The following is a 21,147-nucleotide window of genomic DNA, read 5'->3' on the forward strand; positions in this document are numbered from 1 at the left end:
GCGGCCCGGACCGTCAGAGCCCGAGGGGCACCACGTGGGCGTCGTCGCCCGGGTAGACGAGTCCTTCGTGGCCGTCGCCCCACCGGACGACGTACGGCGGACCGCCGTCCGTCCCCCGGACCTCGACGATCTCGCCCTCGCGTCTGGGCGAGTCGACCCTGTTGCTCTCGGCCACCAGCCGGTCACCGACCTGCGCGTGCATCGCTGCTCACCACCCCTGTCCTGGTTCCTGTTCCCACGATGCGCCCGGAAGGCCGGCGTCGGCAAGGGACACCAGCACGACGGACAGCAACGCGGCGCCGATGTCACGCAGCCCCGCAAGCACGCCGTACAGCTCGGACTGGTCAGCCAGGGGGCCGCTCAGGGTGGTGGTGCCGTCGGCGTTGCGGGTGAGCCCGAGGCCGCCGAGCCGGTCGGACCAGTGGTCGTCGAGGTGGCCCTGGACGCGGATCTCGTACGTCGCCGGGCCGGTCATCGCGACCCGACCTCCATCGGCACCGGCCGGGGAGCACGACGGCGAGCGGGCCGCCGGATCACCCACTCGGCGACGGCCAGGTTGATCACCCAGCCGGCGGCCTTGAGCAGGTCGCCGCGCAGCTCACCGTGGCCGACGACGGCTTCACCGAAGCCCTGCGTGAAGACCTGCGTCCCGGCGGCGACGGCGAGCGCGTAGGCGCGGATCATCCACGCGCGGTGTGTGGCGAAGTCGCGACGGCGGGCGGCCACGACGCCCGTGACGAGGCAACCGGCCATCGCCGACGCGACGACGAGGCGCAGGACGAAGAGCAGCGGACCGGTGCCGGGCTGCGGTTCGTAGAAGAGCGTGAGCCACAGCGCCGAGCCGGCGACCATCAGACCGGCCACGGCGAGCACCCGGCCCGCGCGCCGGTGCCAACGCGGGTGCCGGCGGCGGATGCCCGGGACGAGCTGGAACGCGCCGACCAGGGCGAACACCGCTGCGCCCACGATGTGCACGACGAGCGCCACCGGCCACCCGAGGAACCGGTCGTCGGCCGGCATGATCTCGGGGCCTCCGGCCAGCTGCACCAGCCGGAGGCTGCCCGACGCCACGGGCACGAAGCAGAGGGCGAACAGGGCGACGGGGAGCGCCCAGCCGGTGCGGCGGCTCATCGGACCGAGGGCGAGAGGACCGCTGCGGCGGGCTGGGCGGTGCGGGCGCGGACGTCACCGGGGTTGCGCCAGAGGGCGACGCCCAGGCCGATCAGCGCGATGCCCTCGGGGACGGCGAACGGCCGGTTGAAGGCCTCGGGCAGGAAGGCGAGCGCCGCGGTGCTGACCGTGCTGACGGCGAGCAGCGCCGCGGCCCAGCGGGGCAGGATGCCCGTGCGGAAGAGGGCGATGCCGAAGAGCAGACCGCCGAGGACGTAACCGGCGCCGGCGACGTTGAGGACGACCTGCATGCCGCCGATGTCACCGTCCGGGGTGCCGCCGGCGGCGGCGCTCACGACGTCCATGACGTAGCCCCGGTTGCTGTCGAGCAGCGACGGGAGGACGGCGGCGGCGATGACCTCGGCGCTGAGCAGCGTCAGGTAGCCGAGCGCGAAGACGAGGTAGCCGACGAGGCCGAGCGGGCCGGCCTGCCGGTGCTGGCGGAGGTACATGCCGGTGATGCCCGCGAGGGCGAGGACGCACATCACTGCCTTGGCGGCGCACCGCACGACCCACTCGGTCGTCTGGGTGTCGAAGGCTGCCTCGGCGGGGTGGTTGACCTGGACGGCGATGAAGATGCTCCCGGCGACCGCGGCGGCGGCGCCGGCGGCCTTGACGAGGCCGCTGCTGGTGACGTTCATGGTGGGCTCCTGGACGGGTGGTGGCCGGCGGTTCCGGCGATGTCCAGGACGCTAGGGAGCGACGGGGTGACCCCACATCGCATCGTCATGTGACCTGCGTGGTGATTCGATCCCGGCGGCGGCTCAGAGCAGCTCGCGCTCGGCTGCGCGTCGTACGGCGGCCCGGCGGGTGTTGACGTCGAGCTTGGCGAAGATGTGCCTGGTGTGGGTGCGCAGGGTGTTGAGCGAGACGTAGAGCCGTTGCGCGATCTCGGGTCCAGTCAGCTCCGTGGCGAGCAGCCGGAGCACCTCCACCTCGCGCTCGCTGAGCCCGTCGGCCTGCGGGGGCCGGGGCGCCGGCTCGTCCCGCGTGGCCGCAGCGAGCACGGCGGCCGCCGACTCGCCCCCGTGCGCCTCCAGCAGCTCGACCATCGCAGCGCCCTCGTCGAGGTAGAGAAGGCGGTACCCGGGCGGCACCCCGCGGTCGAGCGCCTCCCGCAATGCCGCGAGCGCCGCGTCACGGTCGCCCATGGCGTGGTGCGCGAGGGCTCGTACGACGTGCGCGTCGACCACGCTCCCCCCACGCCCGGCGACCCCGGCCTCCGTCGCGATCCGCTCCGTCACGGCGACGACGTCGTCGAGACGATCGGCCTCCGCCACCAGCAGCCGGGCGAGGGTCAGCCGGTCGACCTCCCCGAGGTAGGTCCCGTGGTCGAGGTCGACGCGGTGCTCCTGCGCCCACGCGCGGGCGTCGTCGAGCCGGCCCTGGGCGATGCGGACCCGCGCTCGCAGCGCCGGGATCGGCCGGACGTCGGGGAAGTAGCCGGGCAGGAAGAGGGCCTGCGCCCGGTCCAGCGCGGCGACCGCCCCGTCGAGGTCGCCGCGCGCCCGGAGCAGAGCCGCTCTCGCGACGTGGATGCGGTGCCGGTTCTCGATCAGTGACGCCCGCTCGCCCAGCTCCGCGGCAGCACGCAGGTGCTCCTCGGCCTCGGCGAGCGAGCCCTGCTGGACCAGCACCTCGGCGAGCCCCACGTGCAGGTCGCCGGTCGTCGACAGCGGCGGGCCCGGGGTCGACTCCGCGTCCGCGAGCGCGTGCTCGAGGAGGCGCCGTGCCTCGTCGGTTCGGCCCCGCCCGAGCGCGATGCTGGAGAGCACGACGGTCATCCCGAGCCCGTCCGCGACGTTGCCCGCAGCGCGGATGTGGCGCGCCGCCTCGCCGAACGTGTCGTCCGCAGCCGCCAGGTCCCCGGCTGCCCAGGCCGCCAGCCCGAGGAAGCCCGACGACGCCCCGAGCACGAAGTGGTCGTCCGGGCCGACGAGGTCGCGGGCCCGGCTCGCGTGGGCGGTCGTCCCGGCGACGTCGCCGCGGGCCTGCGCGACGGTGGCGCGGTAGACCTCGACCATGGCCGGCAGCGTCGCCAGGTCCTGGTCGCGAGCCTCCCTCGCGTGGACCGGACCGGCCGACGGCGGGGGCGACCCCGACCCGAGCGCCGTCTCGGCGACGTCGAGCCACCGGTCGAGCCCGTCGAGGTCCCCTTCCGAGAGCCGCGCCCACGCGAGGTGCAACGCCAGCAGCGGCCGGTGTCGTACGACGTCCTCCGGCAGGGCGCGCAGCCACTCGCGCATCGTCCGGTCCTCACGGCGCTGGCGCATCCCGGGCACGGCGAGCTCCACCAGGTCGGCGGCCTGGTCGACGTCACCGCCGGCGAGGGCGTGCCGGACGGCGTCGGGCAGGCGGTCGTGCTCGGCGTACCAGTCCGCGGCGTCGTGGTGCAGGCGCCCGACGTGCTCGGTGCCCCCGGCCGCGAGTCGCGCGCGCAGTGCCTCGGCGAAGAGGTGGTGGTAGCGCCACCACTGCCGCTCGTCGTCGAGCGGGACCACGAAGAGGTTCGCCCGCTCCAGCGTCTCGAGCAGCTCCTGGCCGTCGGAGCGGCCGGTGACCGCGTCGCACAGCGGCCCGCACAGGTCGTCGAGGACGGAGGTGTCGAGCAGGAACGACCGGACGTCCGCGGGCTGGCCGGCGAGCACCTCGTCGACGAGGTAGTCGAGGACGAACCGGTGGCTCCCGGCGAACGCCTCGACGAAGCCGTCCGGGTCGGCCGTGCCGGCGGCGGAGAGAGCGGCGAGCTGAAGGCCCGTGGCCCATCCCTCGGTACGCCGCTCGAGCGCGGCGACGTGCTCCGCCTCGAGGCCGAGCCCCATGACGTCGTTGAGGAACGCCGTCGCCTCGGCCGTGGTGAACCGGAGGTCTGCGGCGCGGACCTCGAGCAGGTCACCGCGGGCCCGGAGCCGCGACAGGGACAGTGGTGGATCGGCCCGCGTCGTCATCGCCACGGTGACCTGCGGTGGCAGGTTGTCGAGCAGGAAGGCGACCGCCTCGTGCACCTCGGCGCCGTCGATGACGTGGTAGTCGTCGAGCGCGATCACCGTCGGCCCGGGCAGCGAGTCGAGCTCCTCGACCAGGCCGGCCAGCACGTCCTCCGCCCGCACGGTGCGCTCGTCCTCGAGCAGCGCCGCCGCGTCGGCGCCGACCTCCGGGCTGGCGACGCTGACGGACGCCACGAGGTGCGCGAGGAACCGCCGCACGTCGGCGTCCGCGGCGTCGAGCGACAGCCAGGCGGTCCGGACGTCACCGGCCGCCAACCACTGGGTCAGCAGCGTCGTCTTCCCGGACCCCGCCGGAGCCGCCACCAGCACGAGCCGCGGCATCGGGCCCCGACCGGTCGGCAGCCGGTCCGTGAGGCGGCTGCGGTCCACGAGCTGGCGTCGCGACAGCGGGACACGCAGCTTCGTGCCGGGTACCGCCATGGCCTCAGGCTAGTGGCGGGATCGGGCCGAAGGACCCTGCCGAGGAGGGCGCCCGCTCCCTAGCGTGACGGGTGAAGGGAGCACCACCATGAGCGATCGCACCAGCACGGCCTCAGGCCAGGCGGGCAACGCCATCTACGGACTCGGCATCTTCGGCGCCTGGGTCTACTTCTGGATGCAGGCGGACGGCCTCTGGCAGCACCTCCTCGCCATCCTGGAGGGCATCGTCTGGCCGGCCTTCGCCGTCTACCACGGCCTCGACGCGCTGAACGCCTGACGACTCGGGGCGCCACCCACGAGGATGTCGCCGTGACCGCTCGTCGCCGACTCGTCCCCGCGCTCGCACTCGCGGGCTTACTTGCCGGGTGCGCCGGGGGCGAGGCGAGCGACGACGGCACGGCGCTGCTCACCAACACGTCGGACCGGGGCGACCTGCGTGTCGTCGTGCTCGACGGGGACGGCCAGCCGTTCAGGGAGGCCGCTCTGGACCCGGCGTTCCGGTTCGACACGCAGTTCACCGACCGCGAGCGGCAGTGCCTCGTGGCCGGGGACGGCTCTTTCGAGGTGCGCGATGCCGCCGGCACGGTGATCGCCCGGCACGACTTCGCGGACCGCGCGGTCTGCGAGCACGAGGAGCTGCAGATCACCGACGACCTCGAGCTGGAGTGGGTCGACTGACCCCAACGCCGGCCGGGTCGTACGTCCGCCGACCCGCCGCAGCCGGGCGCGCGCCGCCGCGTGGCACCATTCACCGACACACCTGCAGCGCACGGCGGCTCGCCAGGTGACTCCCCCGAGCCCACCAGGAGGCGTCGACGGTGCCCGACCCGGACACGCCCGCCGTGCCGCCGCTGCGCATCCACCAGCGTGAAGCGCTCGAGGCACTCGCTCGTGCCTGGGACGACGCGGAGCACCCGCGGGCGTGGGTCGTCCTGCCGCCCGGCGCTGGCAAGACCCGCGTCGGCCTCGAGGCCGTCGCGGGTGAGCTCCGGGCACACTCCGACACACGCGCCGTCGTGCTCGCCCCCAACACCGCCATCCAGTCCCAGTGGATCGCCGAGGCACGGACGTTGGGGCTCGACGCGAGCGACGACAAGTCCCTCAGCAGCCCGCTGACCTGCCTGACCTACCAGTCCCTGGCCGTCTTCGACTCCGAAGCCGCGGACGACGACGACTCCACGACCCCGGTCGTCGACCGACTCCACCCCAACGGCGTCGCCCTCTTCGATCGGATCCGCGCGCAGACCCGCCTGGTGCTCGTCCTCGACGAGTGCCACCACCTGCTCGAGGTGTGGGGGCGGCTCCTCGCCGAGCTGCTCGACGCCGTCGGCCGTGCCCACGTCCTTGCGCTCACCGCGACACCGCCCGAGAGCCTCGCCGGCGACCAGCGCGCCCTCGTCGACCAGCTCTTCGGGAGCATCCGCTACCGCGTCTCGGTGCCTGCGGTGGTGAAGGAGGGCCACCTCGCGCCGTTCGACGAGCTCGTCTGGCTGACCACCCCCACCCCGACCGAGGAGGACTGGCTCACCAGTGAGGCCCTGCGCTTCACCGAGCTCACCACCCTGCTCACCACCCCGGGCTTCGGGTCGGTCGGGTTCTACGAGTGGCTCACCACCCGGTTCGTCGAGCCCGTTCCCGCCACGACTACCTGGGCGGCGCTCGTCGACCGCGAGCGCGACCTGTGCGACGCCGCGCTCCGCATGCACCACGCGGGCCTGCTCGCCCTGCCCGTCGGAGCGCGCCTGCGCGAGGAGCACCGGCACGCGCCGTCGGCCGAGGACTGGGTCCGGCTCCTCGGCGACTGGCTGCTCCACCACGTCGCCGAGTCCGCTGACCCGGCCGACGCCGAGGTGCTCGCGGTGGTGAGGGCCGCGCTGCCGTCGGTGGGCTACCAGTGGACGCGTCGCGGCGTACGTCGCGGGCGCTCCACCGTCGACCGCGTGCTGGCCCGGTCGTACGCCAAGCCCGGCGCGGCCGCGCAGATCATCGCCGCCGAGCACGCCGCGATCGGCGAGCGGGCCCGGGTGCTGGTGTTGTGCGACCACGAGCGCGCGGCCGCGACCGTGCCGGTCACCCTGGACGGCGTCCTCGACGCCGAGGCCGGTTCGGCCATCGCGGCACTCGAGGCGCTGCTGGCGGACCCGAACACCACCCCCCTCCACCCGATGCTGGTGACCGGGTCCGTCGTCGCCGCCTCCGAGTCGACGCTGCACGACCTCGTCGCCTTCGTCGCCGGCCGCGACCCCGACCTGGGGTCACGGCTCCGCGTGGAGACCGGCTCCGGCCCCGTCGCGACGTGCACGTCCGGATGGACGTCGCGCACCTGGGTCACCCACGTCACCGCGTTCTTCGAGTCCGGCCGTGCCCAGGTCCTCGTCGGCACCCGCGGCCTCCTCGGCGAGGGGTGGAACGCCCGCGGCGTCTCCACCCTCATCGACCTGACCACCGCGACCACCCTGACGGCCGTCGTCCAGACGAGGGGCCGGGCGCTGCGCACCGACCCGACGTGGCCTGACAAGGTCGCCACCAACTGGACCGTCGTGTGCGTCTCGGAGGCGCACCCCAAGGGCGACAACGACTGGTCCCGGCTGGTGCGCAAGCACCAGGGGTTCCACGGCATCGACGCCGACGGCTACATCGTCGACGGAGTCGCCCACATCGACGCGTCCTTCTCCCCGTACGCGCCTCCGCCGGTCGACTCGTTCGACGGCCTCAACGCCCGGATGCTCGTCGCTGCCGCCGACCGCGACGCCATCCGCGAGGCGTGGCAGGTGGGCGAGCCCTACCAGGACGTCACGCTCGCGTCGCTGCGAGTACGCCGCCCAGCCTCGGACGTCGCGCCGGTCGACGAGGTCGTCACGCTCACGCCTGTCCCACCGACGTGGCGGCTGACCTCGGACGGCCTGACGACCGACGCCGCGCTGCCGGACACCAGCTGGCGTACGTCGTGGGCGCTGGCGGCGGCGTCTGCCGGTGTCGGCGCAGCCTCCCTCGCTGTCGGAGAGTGGGCGCTCGTGGCGGGCGCCGTGGGCGGGCTCGCGACCCTCGGCCAGAGTGCGGTGACCGGTCGCTCGCACGCCGACGACCTCACCACGTGGGTGCGAGAGCAGCTCGCCCTGACGGCGGCCGTCCCGCCGCTGGAGGCGGTCGCGGCGGCAGTCGCGGACGGCCTTGCCGCGGCCGGGCTGACAAGCGTCGGGGCGTCGGCGCTCGCGGTCGACGTCCACCCGGGCGGGGAGTACCGCTTCCGACTCGTCGGCACCGAGGGCGACGCCGAGGTGTTCGCGACCGCCTTCGACGAGGCGATCGGCCCGGTCGGCGTTCCGCGCTACCTCGTGTCCCGCTACACCGACGCGCAGCTGCCGGACCGTCCGATCCGTACGCGCCGGGGCGCTCGCAAGGCCCTGCAGGCCGCGCGCGCGACCGGCGAGGCGTGGCACCCCGTTCCGACCGTTCTCGGCCGCAACGCCACGAACGCCGGCCACTACCTCGACGCCTGGCGTACGTGGGTCGGTGAGGGCCGCCTGCTCGCCGCTGCGAAGCCGGAGGGCGCCGGCATCGTGGCCGCGGTCTCGGGCGAGGACCCGTTCGCAGCGACCACGGTGATGCGTCGCCACTGGTCCTGACATCGCGTCGCGGTGTCATGAGGGCTCACCCGGCGTGGTCGAGGCTTTTGTCGACCCCGAGCTGCGCATGGTCGGCCGCCGCGAGACCGGCCGTCCAGCCCTCGCTGTTGCTCACGCTCGTGCTCCTGCCGACGCTGTGCGGCACCAGCCGGAGGAACTCCTCGGCGACCTTCGCCTCCTGCGACCGGAGCACGGGGAGCAGGTCGGCACCGGCAGCGCGTGCGGCCTCGACACTGGCCCGCTCCAGTCGGTCCGCGATGCGGAGGGCGTAGGCGGTGAGGAAGGACTGGCGGAAGGACTTCGTCCGCGTCGTCCCGCTCGCGCTGGTGCGGCGACCGTGGCGCAACATCGCAGCATCCGCCTGCACCAGCAGGGAGGTCACCAGCAGCTCGACCGCGTCGAGGTCGGCCGAGGACCCGACCACCACGCTGAACCCGAGCTGGTCCGCACCCGCCGCACGGCACCGGTTGGCCGAGGCCACGGCCGAGACCAGCAGCATCTTGGCCCGCACGTACGGCCTGTCGAGCCAGAGGCGCCGCACCTGCAGGTCCCCGTGCCCGCTTGCCGGCCCGTCCTCGAGCAGCCGGTCCAGCGCATAGCGGGAGATGAGCTCCTGCGCCTTGGCCGACAACACCTCGGCCTCCTCGTCGAACTCGGTGGACTCGGCCTTGGCGAGCAAGGCCCGCACCCGGGCGAGCTTCGGGTGCTCCGGTCCCGCCTCCGCGGCAGTGTCGGCGATCGCATCGGTCAGCCGGGGCGCGACGTTCAGCAGTGCGACCAGTCCGAGCAACGTAGCGACGGGCTCGCCGGGACCCAGTGCGAACACCGGCTCATCGAGTGCGTCGACCGCGTCCCGCCATGCCTGAGCACGTGCACTGCTGCGCTCGTGCTCGCGCAGGGCCGCCGCCAGCAGCGTGAGGTGCGCCGGCCCGAGGTTGCGCGCAACCAGTTCGCCCAGGTCCGACGGCGACCAGCCGCCGTCCACCACGTGGCCGACCACCACCTGCGTCAGGTCGTGCAGCACGATCTCGACCACGTGCCTCGGGTGGGGCGCAGCCCTGGCGACGAGCTGCCCCGCGACACGTGCGACCTCGTCGTCGCTGAGCTTCTTGCGGGCGAGCAGCCGCAGCGCGTGGTGCACGTGTGCCTCGACGACCGAGTAGGCCCTCGCAGCGTCCCAGCTCTCACCGGCCCGCGTCGGGCCCTCACCGGGCTGCTCGTTCCGCTCCTGCGTGCGCTGCCGCGCTGCCTTGCGCTTCCTGCTGTTGGCGCCCATCGCTCCCCCTTCGTGGTCCGCAGGACGCTACGACGCTCCACCGACAGCTGGCGCTCTCTCTCCACAGGCCGATCAGGCGTCCCCAGCCCACCGCCGGAGCGCGGCCGTCCGCGCCGACGTGCAGCGGACGGCGTACCCGAGTGGCGCCAAGACGGCAGGACCGGTCGACCCGCATGAGCACGGTCGGGGCGGACTCCAAGGTCGGCCCACCGAGCCCGCTGGCTCCGGTCCTGCCGTCTCGATGACCACCCAATCAGCGCAGGCCCGCTCAGCCATGTGGCGCGGTACGCCGCTGGATGGCGGCAGGCTGAAGAGGCTGAACCGCCCGCGGCAGAGGCCGCTCACAGCCGAGCCGGCGCGCGACGTCGTCGCCCGCCACCCGACGCCCGGGCGGGCTCGTGGGCCTAGACCGCGACGATGGTCAAGGTCGGGTCCAGCCGCGCGATGTCGTCCGGGTCCGACGTCAGGACGGCTAGGTCGCGACGTCGCGCGTGCAGGGCGACGTGCCCGTCCACCACGTCGGCGACGCCGACCGATCCGCACAGGACTCCGACGGCACGCGCCATCTCAGCGTCGAGGCCCACCAGGACGACGTCGCTCGCGCCGAGCAGGCGCGCGAGCCGCGCCTGCCGCGATCCGTCGCGCCACACCTGGGCGATGACCGGGGCGGGGATCTCCACCGCCCCGCCGACGGCAATCACCCGGTCGAGCAGGTGCACCACCCGCGACTGCCCTCGATCAAGGGCGATGAGGGCGCCTGCGTCCAGGCAGAAGCCGCGGGTCACGGCTCCAGCTGCGCGCTGACGAGCGCCTCCTGCACCCAGGTCTCGTCCGCCGCCGTCAGCGGCCCGACCTCCGCGCGCCAGTCAGCCAGCACCTCAGCCACGGACTCGCGTTCTGCCTTCTCCCGCAGGGCACTCGCGACGTACGCCGACACCGAGGTCGCGCGACCGGCAGCCACCGCGGCCACAGCCGACGCGACGAGGTCGTCCGGCAGGCTGACCGTGATGCGAGTGCTCATACTTTGATCATACTGAGCGACGCGCAAGGGGGACCACCTTCGACGACTCCTCCGGCAGCTGTCGACGGCGGCGACGGCGCCTGTCGTCGTCCGTGCGGTCGATCTCGTCCTCGTAGGGCAACGGCGGGTAGTCGACGTACCTCGGATCGGCATGCACCATGACCTCCCGGCTGACCTCCAGGACGTCTACACGGGCGAGCTCATCCTGGTCACCGAGCACGGCTGGACGAACTTCATGACCGACGCCTGCGGCCACGAGCCCCGGATGGCGGCCTGACGGCTGTGCAGGTGCTGACCCGCGGCCCCACCAACCTAGGGGGCCACGGGTCGCACGGGCTTCAGGCCAGCACGCCGCCGATCGCGAGCACGCCGGCCGGGTCGTACGTCCGCCGCGCCCGCCGCAGCCGGGCGAGGGTCACCTCGTCGTACGCGTCGACGTACTCCTCCGGGGTGAACGTGAAGTTCGGCAGCCGGTGCCCGCCCACCCACGGCGCCATCGCGTCGAGGATCGCGGCGGCGTGGTCCTCCACGCCCGGGATCGCCGCGATGCCGACGACGAGCAGCGAGTACGCCGCGTCGCGCGAGGCGAAGGCGCTCGGGTGCTCCCCCGGCCGGGAGTAGGCGCCGCCGAGCTGGCGTACCTCCACCAGGATCTGCGGCGACAGGACGCCGGGGCCGGTGAGCGCGAGCAGCGCGTCGACCGCCTCCGCGGGGAAGTCGGCAAGCACGTCGCCCGCCTCGTGGGCCGGGACCGGGTCGAGCGGGTCGGTGTGGACCGAGTCGATCGCGGCGTACGGCTTCTCGGCCACGTCGTCGAGGATGACCGGCGCCGCGGCCCGCATCGCGGCGAACCAGCGCTCCCCCTCCTCGGCGGAGCCCGTCCAGACGAAGCGCACCGACAGCGTGAGGCGGCCGGCCAGCATCGGTGGCACGCCCTCCATGTCGGGCAGCTGGAAGAGCGCGAACGACGTGGTGCCCTCCTCGGGCAGCTCCGCCGACCACGCGCGCCAGGCGTCGATGACCGCCGGCGCGTCGGCGCCGTCGAACCACGTCGAGCCGCCGTAGAACCGCGGCTGCTCGACCAGGTCGAACTCGATCGCCGTGACGATGCCGAGCATCCCCTTCGCGCCGCGCAGGGCGAAGAAGAGCTCCGGGTGCTCGGTCGGCGTGACCCGCCGGAGCACGCCGTCGCCGGTGACGACCTCGATGGCGCGGACCTTGTCGATGGCGAGGCCGTGGGTGCGGGCCATCGGCCCGAGCCCGCCGCCGGTGGTGTAGCCGACGATCCCGACGTCGGTGATCGAGCCCGAGAGCGGCGCCAGGCCGTACGGCGCGGCGGCCTCCACGACCGCCAGCCACTTCACGCCGGCTCCGGTGCGGGCCCAGCCCTCCTCGGGGTGGATGACCACCTCGTCGAGCTCCTTGGTGGTGACGAGCAGCTCGGTGGTCAGCTCCGCCATCGGACCGTGGCCGGTGGCCTGCGGGGTGACGCGCATGCCGTGGCGGGCCGCGAACTGCACGGCCTCGACGACGTCCTGGGCGTCGAAGGCGGCGAGGACGGCGGCCGGCTGGACCGGGACGGCGAGGTTCCACGGCGAGACGAGGGCGTCGTACGCCGTGTCGCCGGGCACCGCGACGGTGCCGATCGTGAGTGCGTCCAGCTCCGCGAACGGTACGGCTGCGGGGCTGGTCTGGGCGATGGTCATTGCTTCCTCCGTTGGGTCGTTGTTGACCCTCCGAAGGTGCACCCGGATGGTTGAGACCGACTTGAAGCCGACTTGAGTCGAGCCGCGGAATCAGTCGCTGGAAGACGCGCGCGGTGCCACAAACACGCGATTCGGGTCCACAGACTCACGAATCCGCACCAGCCGCTCGTACGCCTCCGGCGCGAACCCTCGTCGCGCCGCGGCCTCGTAGGCCATCGAGAGGTACGACGCGCGCGACGACCAGGGGGCGAGCGAGTCGAGGATCCGCAGGGCGTCCGCGCGGACGGCGTCCCACCCGGTGCCGACGTCGAGCCCGACGCCGAGCACGAGGAACGCGGCGGGCAGGTGGTCAAGGGCACCGCCGCGGGGCGAGGGCCGGGCGAGGGCGCCACCGAGCTGGCGCAGCTCCACGAAGAGCAGGTTGCTGCCCGACTCGGGGCCGGCGGCCTCGACGAGCGCGTCGACCGCGCCGGCAGGGAAGCCCTCGACGAGCACGCTGTTGGCGTAGACCGCGGTGGGCTCCTGCGGATCCATCTGCAGGTGGGCGATGTCGGGGGCGGGCATCTCGGCGAACGTGTCGATCTCGGGCTGCAGCGCGCGCAGCGGGGCGATCGAGCGGGCGCCCGTCTCGGGGTCGCCGAGCGCCACGGCGTCGATCATCACCATCTTGCGGCCGCGCAGCTGGTCGGGCAGCCACTCGATGTCGGGCACCTGGAAGATCCGCGCGACGCTGGTGACCGACTCCGGCGCGTCCGCCGTCCACTCGCCCCACGCGGTGAGCACGCGCTGGGCGTGCCGCCAGTCCCACGCGAGCATGCCGGCGTACGCCGTCCGCACCGGCAGCAGGTCGAACTCGAGCGCGGTGACCACCCCGAAGCCGCCGCTGCCGCCGCGGGCCGCCCAGAGCAGGTCGGCGTCCTGGTCGTCGGTGGCGCGCACGAAGGTGCCGTCGGCGAGCACCAGCTCGACGGCGGTGATCGCGCTGCACTGCAGGCCGTGCTGGCGGGAGTACCAGCTCACGCCGCCGCCGAGCGACGAGCCGACGACGCCGACACCCGGGCTGGACATGTGCTGCCCGGCGAGTCCGACGCGTCCGGCCCGGGTGATGACGTCGCCCCACAGCACGCCGGCCTCGGCGCGGGCCGAACGGCTGGCGGCGTCCACGCGCAACCCGGTCATGGCAGAGGTGCGCAGCAGGACGGCGTCGCCGAGCCTGCCCGCGAGGGGCGGTGCCCCGTGGCCGGTGCCCTGCGGCGCGACCCGGAGGCCGGCCGCTGCGGCGGCGCGGACGATCCGGGCGACCTCGTGGGGGTCGGCCGGGTAGGCGACCGCGGCCGGGTGCTCGTCGACCTGGAGGTTCCACGGCATCCGCGCCTCGTCGTAGAGGGGGTCGCCGGGCAGGTGGACAGCACCACCCGCCAGCGGGCGTAGACCCTCGGCCTGCTGCACCGTCACCACCTCACGATCTCGGCGCTCCAGCATGGTCAGCGGAACTTGAGGATGACTTGAGCCGCCGGTTCAGCCGCTCGACGAGCAGGGCGCGCTCGCCCGTCGGGACGTCGGCGTGGATCGCGTCGCGGACCAGCGGGTTCACGAAGTCCAACGGGTGCCCGTCGCGCAGGATCTCGCTGCGGGCGAGCAGGTCGAGGGCGCTCGCGACCTCCTCCTCGGAGTGCTGCGAGAGGTCGGCGACGCTCCGCAGGTCGGCCATCGGCCCCAGCATCGCGACCGCGCGCGCGACCGTCGTGGCCGCTTTGGGCATCCGCCGCAGGCGCAGGGTCACGAGCGACGTGATCGCGCGCGAGCCCACGGCCCGGACGGTGTCGACGTGCGCCGCGTCGGGCGGGACGCCCTGGTCGGCGAGGGCGCGCAGCAGCTGACGCAGGAGCAGCGGGTTGCCGGACGTCATCCGGTGGCAGGTCGCGACGAACGCGTCGGCACCGCGACCGAGCCGGTCGGTCACCAGCGCGGCGGTCCCCTGCTCGGTGAGCGGCGCGGGGCGTACGACGGCCACCGTCTCGTCGGCGACCAGCTCGGCGAGGTCGTCGGCCTGCTGCTGCTCGCCGGTGCGCATCGCCAGGACCACCAGCACGGGAAGTCCCTCGAGGCGGCGGACGAGGTAGGCGAGGAACTGCAGCGATGCCTCGTCGCAGCGTTGGACGTCGTCGACGCAGAGCACGAACGGAGCCTCCTCGGCGAGCTGCGTCGTCAGCTCACAGAGCCCGCGGAGCGCTGAGAAGCGCTCACCTTTGGCAAGTACGTCGTCCACGCCGGCGCCGAAGAGTTGCCGGACCACGCCCCACTCGAAGTCCTGCTCCAGCGCGCTGCTCCGCGCCGACCGCACGAAGACGCCGTTGCTGACCGCCAGCCTTCGCAGCTCGTCGAGGAGGCGGGTCTTGCCGATGCCGGCGGGACCCTCGACCAGCAGGCAGCCCGACGTGCCGTCGGCCAGGTCGTCGAGCCTCGCCCTCAGGAGGGCCAGCTCGTCGTCCCGGTCCACGAGGCCGTCGGGGGTGCGGGGACGCGGGATGAGTGCGGTCGCGTCCTTGGTGACTTTAGGGGTCGGTCCGTCGAGGTCGGGCGACTGGGCGAGCACCTCCGCCTCGAGGGCACGCAGCGCGGGACCCGGGTCGACGCCGAGCTCGTCGGCGAGCACCGTCCGTGCCCGGCGCAGCGCCTCGAGCGCGGCTGCCTGGCGGTGGGAGCGGTAGAGCGCGAGCGTCAGCAGCCGCCAGCGCTCCTCGCGGAGCGGGTCCTCCTTGACCAGCGCCTCGAGGTCGCCGATGACGAGCTGTGCCTCGCCGAGCTCGAGCCGGGTGCCGAGGAGGCGTTCGCGGGTGACCCCGCGCAGCTCGGTGAGCCGGGCGACCTCCGCCTCGGCCCACGCCTCCCCCGCGTAGTCGACGTACGCCGGTCCGCGCCACATCCGCAACGCGGTCTCGAGCGTGCACACCGCGTCCCCCGGCGCCTGACCGGCGGCTGACTCGACGGCCTCCTCGAACGCCCACGCGTCCACGGCGTCTTGCTCGAGCCGCAGGACGTAGCCCGGCCCGGCGCGGGCGATGACGCCATCGCGTTGGCGTGCAGTCGCGTTGGGCTCGAGCCTCCGGCGGAGGTGGCTGACGTACGCCTGCAGCGCGCCGTTCGCGTTGGCGGGCGCGTGGTCGCCCCAGACACACTCGACGAGGTGGTCCGCGGTCACGACCTGGTCGCGCTGCATGGCCAATGCCGCCAGCACGGCGCGCTGGCGTCGCCCGCCGAGGTCCACGACCGCGCCATCCCGCGTGGCCCTGAGCTCGCCGAGCACGTGCAGGTTGAGTTCCGGCTGCCCGTCCACCCCACTTCCTCGCCTCGGCTCCGTCGAGCGTACGGCGGCCCGAGGGCTGCTGGCTGCCCTGAAATTGGGCACGTGGCCCGCCGCTCAAGTCACCCCCAAGTCGCCGTCAAGCCCTCCGGGGCACGGTCGTCTCCTCGACCAACACCACAGGAGCACACCGATGAACCGCATCACCCGACTCACCGCCCTCGCCGTCGCCGCACTCGCCGTGCCGGCCATCGCCTCCCCCGCCGTCGCCGCGCCCAAGCCGCTCGTGGACCTTCGTGGCGCCGACGTCGGCACGTACTCGCTCGACGCGGCGGGCACCGCCCACCTCGCCGGGTCCGTCATCGGCGACCCCTTCGACGGGACGTACGTCGCGACGCTGGCCGCCGACGACGGCTCGCTGCCGGCACCCGGATCGTGCGAGCCCGCCATCGGCACCCTCGACGTGACCTCCCCCAAGCGGACGCTGCGCCTCGACGCCGTCGGCGAGGTGTGCGGCGAGTACGTGGATGCCACGTACGTCGTCACCCACCGGTTCGTCGGCCACTACGTCGTCACCGACGCCACGCACCGGAAGCTGCGCGGCACCGACGGATGGATCTCGCTGATCCTGGCGACCGAGGGGCGGGCCAACGTGGAGGTGTTCGACTCCTGAGCTGACGGGTGCAGGGACGCAGGCAGCGTGGGCTGACGACGGCCCGCTCGAGGCCCCTGCAACGCATGGACGCCCGCCGGAGGTGGGGTCTCCGGCGGGCGTCCTCAGGCGGCGTTCAGCGCACCCCAGCGGCGCGGACCACCTCCTGCGTGACGCGGTTGCCCGCGTCGTCCGAGGCCGTGGCGCGCAGCGAGAGGTGGGTGACCCTCGCCGGGATCCGCACCGTCGCCGACCACGAGCCGACCTTCTCGCGTACGAGGTCGGCGCGCTTCCAGGTGGCCCCGTCGTCGTACGACACCTCGAGCGTCGCGTCCGAGACCTTGCCGGCGCCCTCGACCGCCGGCGGGTGGAAGGCGCTCAGGCCGATCTCCTGCGTGCGACCCGTCAGGCGGCCGGCCAGGTCGGTGTCGAGGTCGTAGTCGAGCTGCAGCAGCGGCAGGTTGACCCACCAGTCGTCCGACTCACTCGTCTGCGCCCGGAAGTCCCACGCCGTCGACGTGCGCGTCGCGAGGCGCCAGCGGTCGGGGCGCGTCGTGTCCATCTCGAAGCGGTAGTCCGCCCAGCCGTCGGTCGCGGGCACCTCCCGCTGCACGGCCTGGAAGGGGCTCTCGTCGATGAGCTCGTCACCGGCGTAGAGCCGCGTCACCACCGTCGACTCGTCGGACATCCCTCCCGTCACACCGTCGGAGCCGGCGCTCGCGAACGGCACGTTCACGGCGAAGAAGTTGCCGCTCCGGCGCGGCTGCCAGTAGCCCGGGCCGGTGCGCGGGCGGGCCACCGGGTCGAACCAGCTGTGCGTGCGGACCTCGCCACGGCGGTAGGCCCGCTGGTCGCCCCGCAGCTCCCAGCCGCGCACGTCCTGCACGCCCTCGTACCAGGCGGAGCCGTCCTGCGTGCTGACGTAGTCGGTGCGCTGGCTGCCGAGGTGGACCGGCTCGTAGTACTCCATGCACGGCGGCCAGTTCCAGTCCGAGCAGTCGGCCCGGCTCTCGATCGCGAGCTGCCCGGCCTCGCCGACGAAGCGGTTCGTGATCGTGGCCAGGTCCTTCTTCGCGGGAGCCCACGACAGGCCGGCCGGGATCTCGCCGTCGAACGAGCGGACCAGGTCGTAGACGTAGGGCGCCTGCTCGGTGCCGTCGAGCGTCAGCGTGACCTTGCCGCCACGTCCCAGCTTGTCGATCAGGGGCTGCCCCTCGGCCTGCGTCATCGCCAGGATCGGCAGGTCGGTGCCGCCGGCGTAGTCGATGAACCGGCCGGGGCGGTCGTTGACGATCGCGACGACGCGGGCGCCGGCGCGGGCGGCGTTCTCGGCGACCTCGTACGCCGCGATGTCGTCCGAGCGCCTGACCAGCACGGCCTTGCCGCGGACGTCCTTCCCGGCGAAGTCGCCCGCCGCACCGGTCCCGGCTACGGCGGCCGTCAGGCGTACTGTGCCGTCCCAGCGACGCGCGGAGGGCATGTTGCGGGCGTCGAGCTCCTGGCCACCGGTGGTCACGGAGAGCAGCGGGGCGGTACGCCGCCAGCGCATCGCGAACTCGAAGCGACCGCCGCCGACCTTGCCGGTGGGGGCTGTGTAGACGTGGTCGATCGCCGGGGAGACCGCGTACTGGTTGACGAAGCTTGCGAACGGCCCGCCGATCCCGGAGTCGTGCACGTAGCCCGGCCGGCGTGCGCCGTCGATGCTGGGACGCGGGGTGCTGACCGAGATCTCCTTCGCCTTGCGGGCGTCGAGCGTCACCGTCTGGTCGCCCTCGCCCACCACGAGGTGGGGGTTGCCCACGAGGGCGACACCGCTGCCGTCGGTGTCGACGGGCAGCCAGCTCGTGACGTTGTAGACGCCGGGCTGCAACCGCTGGGTCGGCGCGGTGCCGGTGGCGGGGTCGAGCTCGAGGGTGCTGACGTACTGGTCGCCGTAGCGGTAGAGCGTGACGAATCCGCCGGTGGGCTTGCCCTTCCGGTCGAGCGCACGGATCTGGAGGTCGTAGCGCTCCTGCTCCTTGACCAGGCCGACCGCGGTCTGGGCGACCTGCTCACCTCCTGCGGAGGCGACGATGGTGCCGGAGTACGTCGTCCCCGCTGCGCCGGCGGTCGGCGTACCGGTGACCGTCACGTCGGCCGTGCCGCCCGCAGGAACCGTGACCTGGTCGTTGGACAGGGTCACCAGGCCGTCGGGTGCCGGCGAGAGGTCGTCAGCGGTGACGGCCTCGGAGAGGTCGAGCGTGACGTCGGCGTCGGTGAGGTTGGTGTAGGTGATCGTCCGGTCGACCGGGGCATCGTCGTCGGACGGCCACGCGTGGTAGCCGAGCTCGACGCTCGCGGTGGCGACGACGTCGCCCAAGGTCGCGGACGGGACGTCGAGCCGGCCGCCGCCGACCTGGTACGCCGTCTGGCCGGCCAGCGGCTTGGCCGTGCTGACCAGCGCGTCGCGGATCTGTGCGCCGGTCCAGTCAGGGTGCTGCTGCGCGATGATGGCGGCTGCGCCGGCGACGTGCGGGGTGGCCATCGACGTGCCCGACAGCGAGACGTAGGGACCCTCGCCGTCGGAGGCAGAGGAACGGGCGGCGAGGACGTCGACGCCGGGGGCGACGATCTCGGGCTTCACCACGGCGTCGCCCAGGCGCGGGCCCATGTCCTGGAAGTAGGCGCGCTCGTCCGCGCCGTCGACTGCTCCGACGGTGAGCGCGGACTGCGCCGCGCCGGGCGAGCCGATGCCGCTGACCCGGCCGTAGTTGCCGGCGGCGATGACGAACAGCGCGCCCGTCGACTCGCTGAGCGAGTCGACGGCGAGGGCCATCGGGTCGGTGCCGTCGCTGGCCTCCGGGCTGCCCAGGCTCATCGAGACGACGTCGGCGCGGCCGGCGCCCCACTCCATCCCCTCGATGATCCAGGACTCCGCGCCGGAGCCTCCGTCGTTGAGGACCTTGCCGATCGCGAGGTCCGCGCCGGGCGCGACGCCCTTCTCCTTCCCGTCCGAGGCGGCGCCGGTGCCGGCCACCGTCGAGGCGACGTGGGTGCCGTGGCCGTTGACGTCGGTGACCGTCTCCCCGGGCACGAAGCTGCGGGTCTCGGCCACCTGCTCGGCGAGGTCGGGGTGGGTCTGGTCGACGCCGGTGTCGAGCACGGCGACGGTGACGCCGGTGCCGTCGAGACCCTGCGCCCACGCCTCGGGGGCGCCGACCTGCGCGACGGAGTCGGCCAGCGAGGCCTCGACCTTGCCGTCGAGGTGGATCTTGGCGATGCCACCGGCGAAGCGGGCGCGGCCCTGCTGGGCGATCTCGGCCCAGAAGTCGGCCGCCTGGTCCTTGCTCGCGGCGACGGCCGCGCCGCCGATGCTCGGCAGCACCGCGCCTTGGGTGCTGTGGGCCGGCGCGTCGACGGCGGCTGCGCGGACGCCGGGTCCGTACTGGACGATCAGCGGGATCGACGGCACCGACGCGTCGTCGTACCCCTGCTCGACCAGGCCGGTGACGTTGAAGAGGTCGGCGTCGACGCGGCCGTTGGCGAGGAACGGGAGCGCGGCGTCGGGGACGACGTGGAGGTCGTCGCCGACGGTGTAGGTCTGGTAGCCGCCGGCGCTGCCGGGCGCGCGGTCGACGCTCACCGTGTCGGGGCCCGCACCGGTGTCGGTGAGGGTGACGACGTCGCCGGTGAGCAGGGTGACCGTGGTGGTCTTGGCGACGGCCGGCGCGGCGGTGGCCTTCGCGTCGGGGCCGGCCGCAGCGCTGGGCACGGTCAACGCAGCGGCGGTGACCGCGAGCGTCGCGAGCCCGGCGACGGTGCCGGGGAGGGAGGGGGACATGTGGGTGGGTCCTTTCCGAGAAGGTGAGCAGGCATGAACCTGCCACCGATGAGTACGCTCCTCAATGGCGGGGATACGCCATGACACATCTCCGCCGCGCTTGGCCCCCACCTCGGCTTCAGAAGGAAGGCAGCATGCTCGACGTGCTCGGACTGGATGCGACGGAGGAGGGCGCCTACCGGCGTCTCGTGGCGCTGCCGTCGGCGTCCGCGGAGGACCTGGCCGAGGTGATGACGTCCTCGGTCGCGGCCCTGGCCACCGCACTCTCCGCGCTGGAGGACAAGGGACTGGTCGCCAGATCGACGAGCCAGCCCGGCCACTTCGTCGCCTCTCCCCCGTCGCTGGCGCTCGGGTCGCTGATCGTGCAGCGCGAGGAGGAGATCCGCCGCGCGCAGCTCGAGCTCGGCCGGCTCACCGAGCAGTACCGCGGCTCCGTCGCCGACCGCACCGGCACCGATGTCGTCGACGTCGTACGCGGCTCCCGCGCGGTGGCCGACCGGTTCGCCCAGATGCAGCGCGGCGCGTCCTCGGAGGTCGTTGCCCTGGTGAAGACGTCGGTCGCGGTGGTGACCGCGGAGGAGAACACCGCCTCCGAGGACGTGGCCGTCGCGCGCGGCGTCGCCTACCGCGTCGTGCTCGAGCGGTCAGCCTTCGAGCGGCCCGGCTTCATGGACCGGGTCGTCGAGTCGATCGAGGCCGGGGAGTCGGTGCGGGTGACCGACTCGCTCCCCCTGCGCCTGGTCATCGCCGACCGGTCGCTGGCGTTGCTGCCGCTGGCGCCGACTGCCTCCGACTCCGGCGGCGGTGCGTTGCTGGTGCACGAGTCTGGGCTGCTGGACGCGCTGCTCCACCTCTTCGACCTGGTCTGGGCCTCGTCCAACGAGGTCGTGCCGTCGGCCTCTGGCGTCTCTGTGCTGGACGCCGACCGCATCGAGGACGTGGACGCGCGGATCCTCACGCTGCTGCTCGCCGGTCTGACGGACCAGGCAATCGGCGGTCAGCTGGGAATGTCACTCCGTACGGTCCAGCGGCGGGTGTCGGGGCTGATGGACCGGGCTTCTGTCGTGACGCGGTTCCAGCTCGGGCACGAGGCTTGCCGGCGGGGGTGGGTGGGGGTGTAGGCGAAGGGATGATTCCCTCGTGC

At 73.6% G+C, this 21,147-nt stretch carries 18 protein-coding genes; 6 read left to right on the forward strand and 12 right to left on the reverse strand.

What is annotated here, in order from left to right; translation table 11 throughout:
• Nucleotides 1–13: 13 nt before the first annotated feature.
• The 5 genes from AC1DP1_RS03545 to AC1DP1_RS03565 all read right to left on the reverse strand — a co-directional run bounded on the left by AC1DP1_RS03545 (nucleotide 14) and on the right by AC1DP1_RS03565 (nucleotide 4,598).
• Nucleotides 14–202 (reverse strand): DUF1918 domain-containing protein, encoded by a 189-nt coding sequence (locus tag AC1DP1_RS03545; RefSeq protein WP_457187104.1) that lies wholly within the window; start codon nucleotides 200–202, stop codon nucleotides 14–16.
• A 6-nt stretch (nucleotides 203–208) separates the two neighbouring features.
• The gene (locus AC1DP1_RS03550; RefSeq protein WP_477505658.1) at nucleotides 209–475 is read right to left on the reverse strand and encodes a hypothetical protein; all 267 of its coding nucleotides are present in this window, start codon (nucleotides 473–475) and stop codon (nucleotides 209–211) included.
• Nucleotides 472–1,131: a DUF2306 domain-containing protein gene (locus AC1DP1_RS03555; RefSeq protein ID WP_477505659.1), complete on the reverse strand. Its 660-nt coding sequence runs from the start codon at nucleotides 1,129–1,131 to the stop codon at nucleotides 472–474. The genes AC1DP1_RS03550 and AC1DP1_RS03555 overlap by 4 nt, the downstream gene beginning before the upstream one ends.
• Nucleotides 1,128–1,811, reverse strand: coding sequence for a hypothetical protein (locus tag AC1DP1_RS03560; RefSeq protein ID WP_477505660.1), 684 nt, complete (start codon nucleotides 1,809–1,811; stop codon nucleotides 1,128–1,130). The genes AC1DP1_RS03555 and AC1DP1_RS03560 overlap by 4 nt, the downstream gene beginning before the upstream one ends.
• A gap of 123 nt (nucleotides 1,812–1,934) precedes the next feature.
• Nucleotides 1,935–4,598: a winged helix-turn-helix domain-containing protein gene (locus AC1DP1_RS03565; RefSeq protein WP_477505661.1), complete on the reverse strand. Its 2,664-nt coding sequence runs from the start codon at nucleotides 4,596–4,598 to the stop codon at nucleotides 1,935–1,937.
• Between the two features lie 88 nt (nucleotides 4,599–4,686).
• Here AC1DP1_RS03565 and AC1DP1_RS03570 point away from each other — a divergent pair, with 88 nt between their 5' ends.
• The 3 genes from AC1DP1_RS03570 (at nucleotide 4,687) to AC1DP1_RS03580 (ending at nucleotide 8,224) form a co-directional block, all read left to right on the forward strand.
• Nucleotides 4,687–4,875, forward strand: coding sequence for a hypothetical protein (locus AC1DP1_RS03570; protein WP_457187095.1), 189 nt, complete (start codon nucleotides 4,687–4,689; stop codon nucleotides 4,873–4,875).
• 32 nt (nucleotides 4,876–4,907) lie between these two features.
• On the forward strand, nucleotides 4,908–5,276 hold the full coding sequence (locus tag AC1DP1_RS03575) for a hypothetical protein (RefSeq protein WP_477505662.1): 369 nt from the start codon (nucleotides 4,908–4,910) through the stop codon (nucleotides 5,274–5,276).
• 140 nt (nucleotides 5,277–5,416) lie between these two features.
• Entirely contained in the window at nucleotides 5,417–8,224 is a 2,808-nt protein-coding gene (locus AC1DP1_RS03580) for a DEAD/DEAH box helicase (RefSeq protein ID WP_477505663.1), read from the forward strand.
• Nucleotides 8,225–8,249: 25 nt separating this feature from the next.
• On the opposite strand, the gene AC1DP1_RS03585 is transcribed toward AC1DP1_RS03580, so the two are convergent.
• The 3 genes from AC1DP1_RS03585 to AC1DP1_RS03595 all read right to left on the reverse strand — a co-directional run bounded on the left by AC1DP1_RS03585 (nucleotide 8,250) and on the right by AC1DP1_RS03595 (nucleotide 10,521).
• The gene (locus AC1DP1_RS03585) at nucleotides 8,250–9,500 is read right to left on the reverse strand and encodes a DUF2786 domain-containing protein (RefSeq protein WP_477505664.1); all 1,251 of its coding nucleotides are present in this window, start codon (nucleotides 9,498–9,500) and stop codon (nucleotides 8,250–8,252) included.
• Between the two features lie 404 nt (nucleotides 9,501–9,904).
• Entirely contained in the window at nucleotides 9,905–10,285 is a 381-nt protein-coding gene (locus tag AC1DP1_RS03590) for a PIN domain-containing protein (RefSeq protein WP_477505665.1), read from the reverse strand.
• Nucleotides 10,282–10,521 carry a hypothetical protein gene (locus AC1DP1_RS03595; RefSeq protein WP_457187085.1) on the reverse strand — a complete coding sequence of 80 codons (240 nt, stop codon included), beginning with the start codon at nucleotides 10,519–10,521 and terminating at the stop codon, nucleotides 10,282–10,284. Before AC1DP1_RS03595 ends, AC1DP1_RS03590 begins: the two co-directional genes overlap by 4 nt.
• A gap of 151 nt (nucleotides 10,522–10,672) precedes the next feature.
• Here AC1DP1_RS03595 and AC1DP1_RS03600 point away from each other — a divergent pair, with 151 nt between their 5' ends.
• Entirely contained in the window at nucleotides 10,673–10,798 is a 126-nt protein-coding gene (locus AC1DP1_RS03600) for a hypothetical protein (protein WP_477505666.1), read from the forward strand.
• A 61-nt stretch (nucleotides 10,799–10,859) separates the two neighbouring features.
• On the opposite strand, the gene AC1DP1_RS03605 is transcribed toward AC1DP1_RS03600, so the two are convergent.
• The 3 genes from AC1DP1_RS03605 to AC1DP1_RS03615 all read right to left on the reverse strand — a co-directional run bounded on the left by AC1DP1_RS03605 (nucleotide 10,860) and on the right by AC1DP1_RS03615 (nucleotide 15,564).
• Nucleotides 10,860–12,227, reverse strand: coding sequence for an FAD-binding oxidoreductase (locus tag AC1DP1_RS03605; RefSeq protein ID WP_477505667.1), 1,368 nt, complete (start codon nucleotides 12,225–12,227; stop codon nucleotides 10,860–10,862).
• A gap of 90 nt (nucleotides 12,228–12,317) precedes the next feature.
• Nucleotides 12,318–13,682 (reverse strand): FAD-binding oxidoreductase, encoded by a 1,365-nt coding sequence (locus AC1DP1_RS03610; RefSeq protein WP_477505668.1) that lies wholly within the window; start codon nucleotides 13,680–13,682, stop codon nucleotides 12,318–12,320.
• Between the two features lie 4 nt (nucleotides 13,683–13,686).
• On the reverse strand, nucleotides 13,687–15,564 hold the full coding sequence (locus tag AC1DP1_RS03615) for a BTAD domain-containing putative transcriptional regulator (protein WP_477505669.1): 1,878 nt from the start codon (nucleotides 15,562–15,564) through the stop codon (nucleotides 13,687–13,689).
• A 160-nt stretch (nucleotides 15,565–15,724) separates the two neighbouring features.
• On the opposite strand from AC1DP1_RS03615, the gene AC1DP1_RS03620 reads away from it, so the two are divergent.
• Entirely contained in the window at nucleotides 15,725–16,204 is a 480-nt protein-coding gene (locus AC1DP1_RS03620; protein ID WP_477505670.1) for a hypothetical protein, read from the forward strand.
• Between the two features lie 115 nt (nucleotides 16,205–16,319).
• Here AC1DP1_RS03620 and AC1DP1_RS03625 read toward each other — a convergent pair whose 3' ends face one another.
• Nucleotides 16,320–20,003 carry a S8 family serine peptidase gene (locus tag AC1DP1_RS03625; RefSeq protein WP_477505671.1) on the reverse strand — a complete coding sequence of 1,228 codons (3,684 nt, stop codon included), beginning with the start codon at nucleotides 20,001–20,003 and terminating at the stop codon, nucleotides 16,320–16,322.
• 134 nt (nucleotides 20,004–20,137) lie between these two features.
• On the opposite strand from AC1DP1_RS03625, the gene AC1DP1_RS03630 reads away from it, so the two are divergent.
• Nucleotides 20,138–21,124: a helix-turn-helix domain-containing protein gene (locus tag AC1DP1_RS03630; protein ID WP_477505672.1), complete on the forward strand. Its 987-nt coding sequence runs from the start codon at nucleotides 20,138–20,140 to the stop codon at nucleotides 21,122–21,124.
• Nucleotides 21,125–21,147: the final 23 nt, after the last annotated feature.

The organism is Nocardioides sp. P4_G10 (assembly GCF_056401175.1).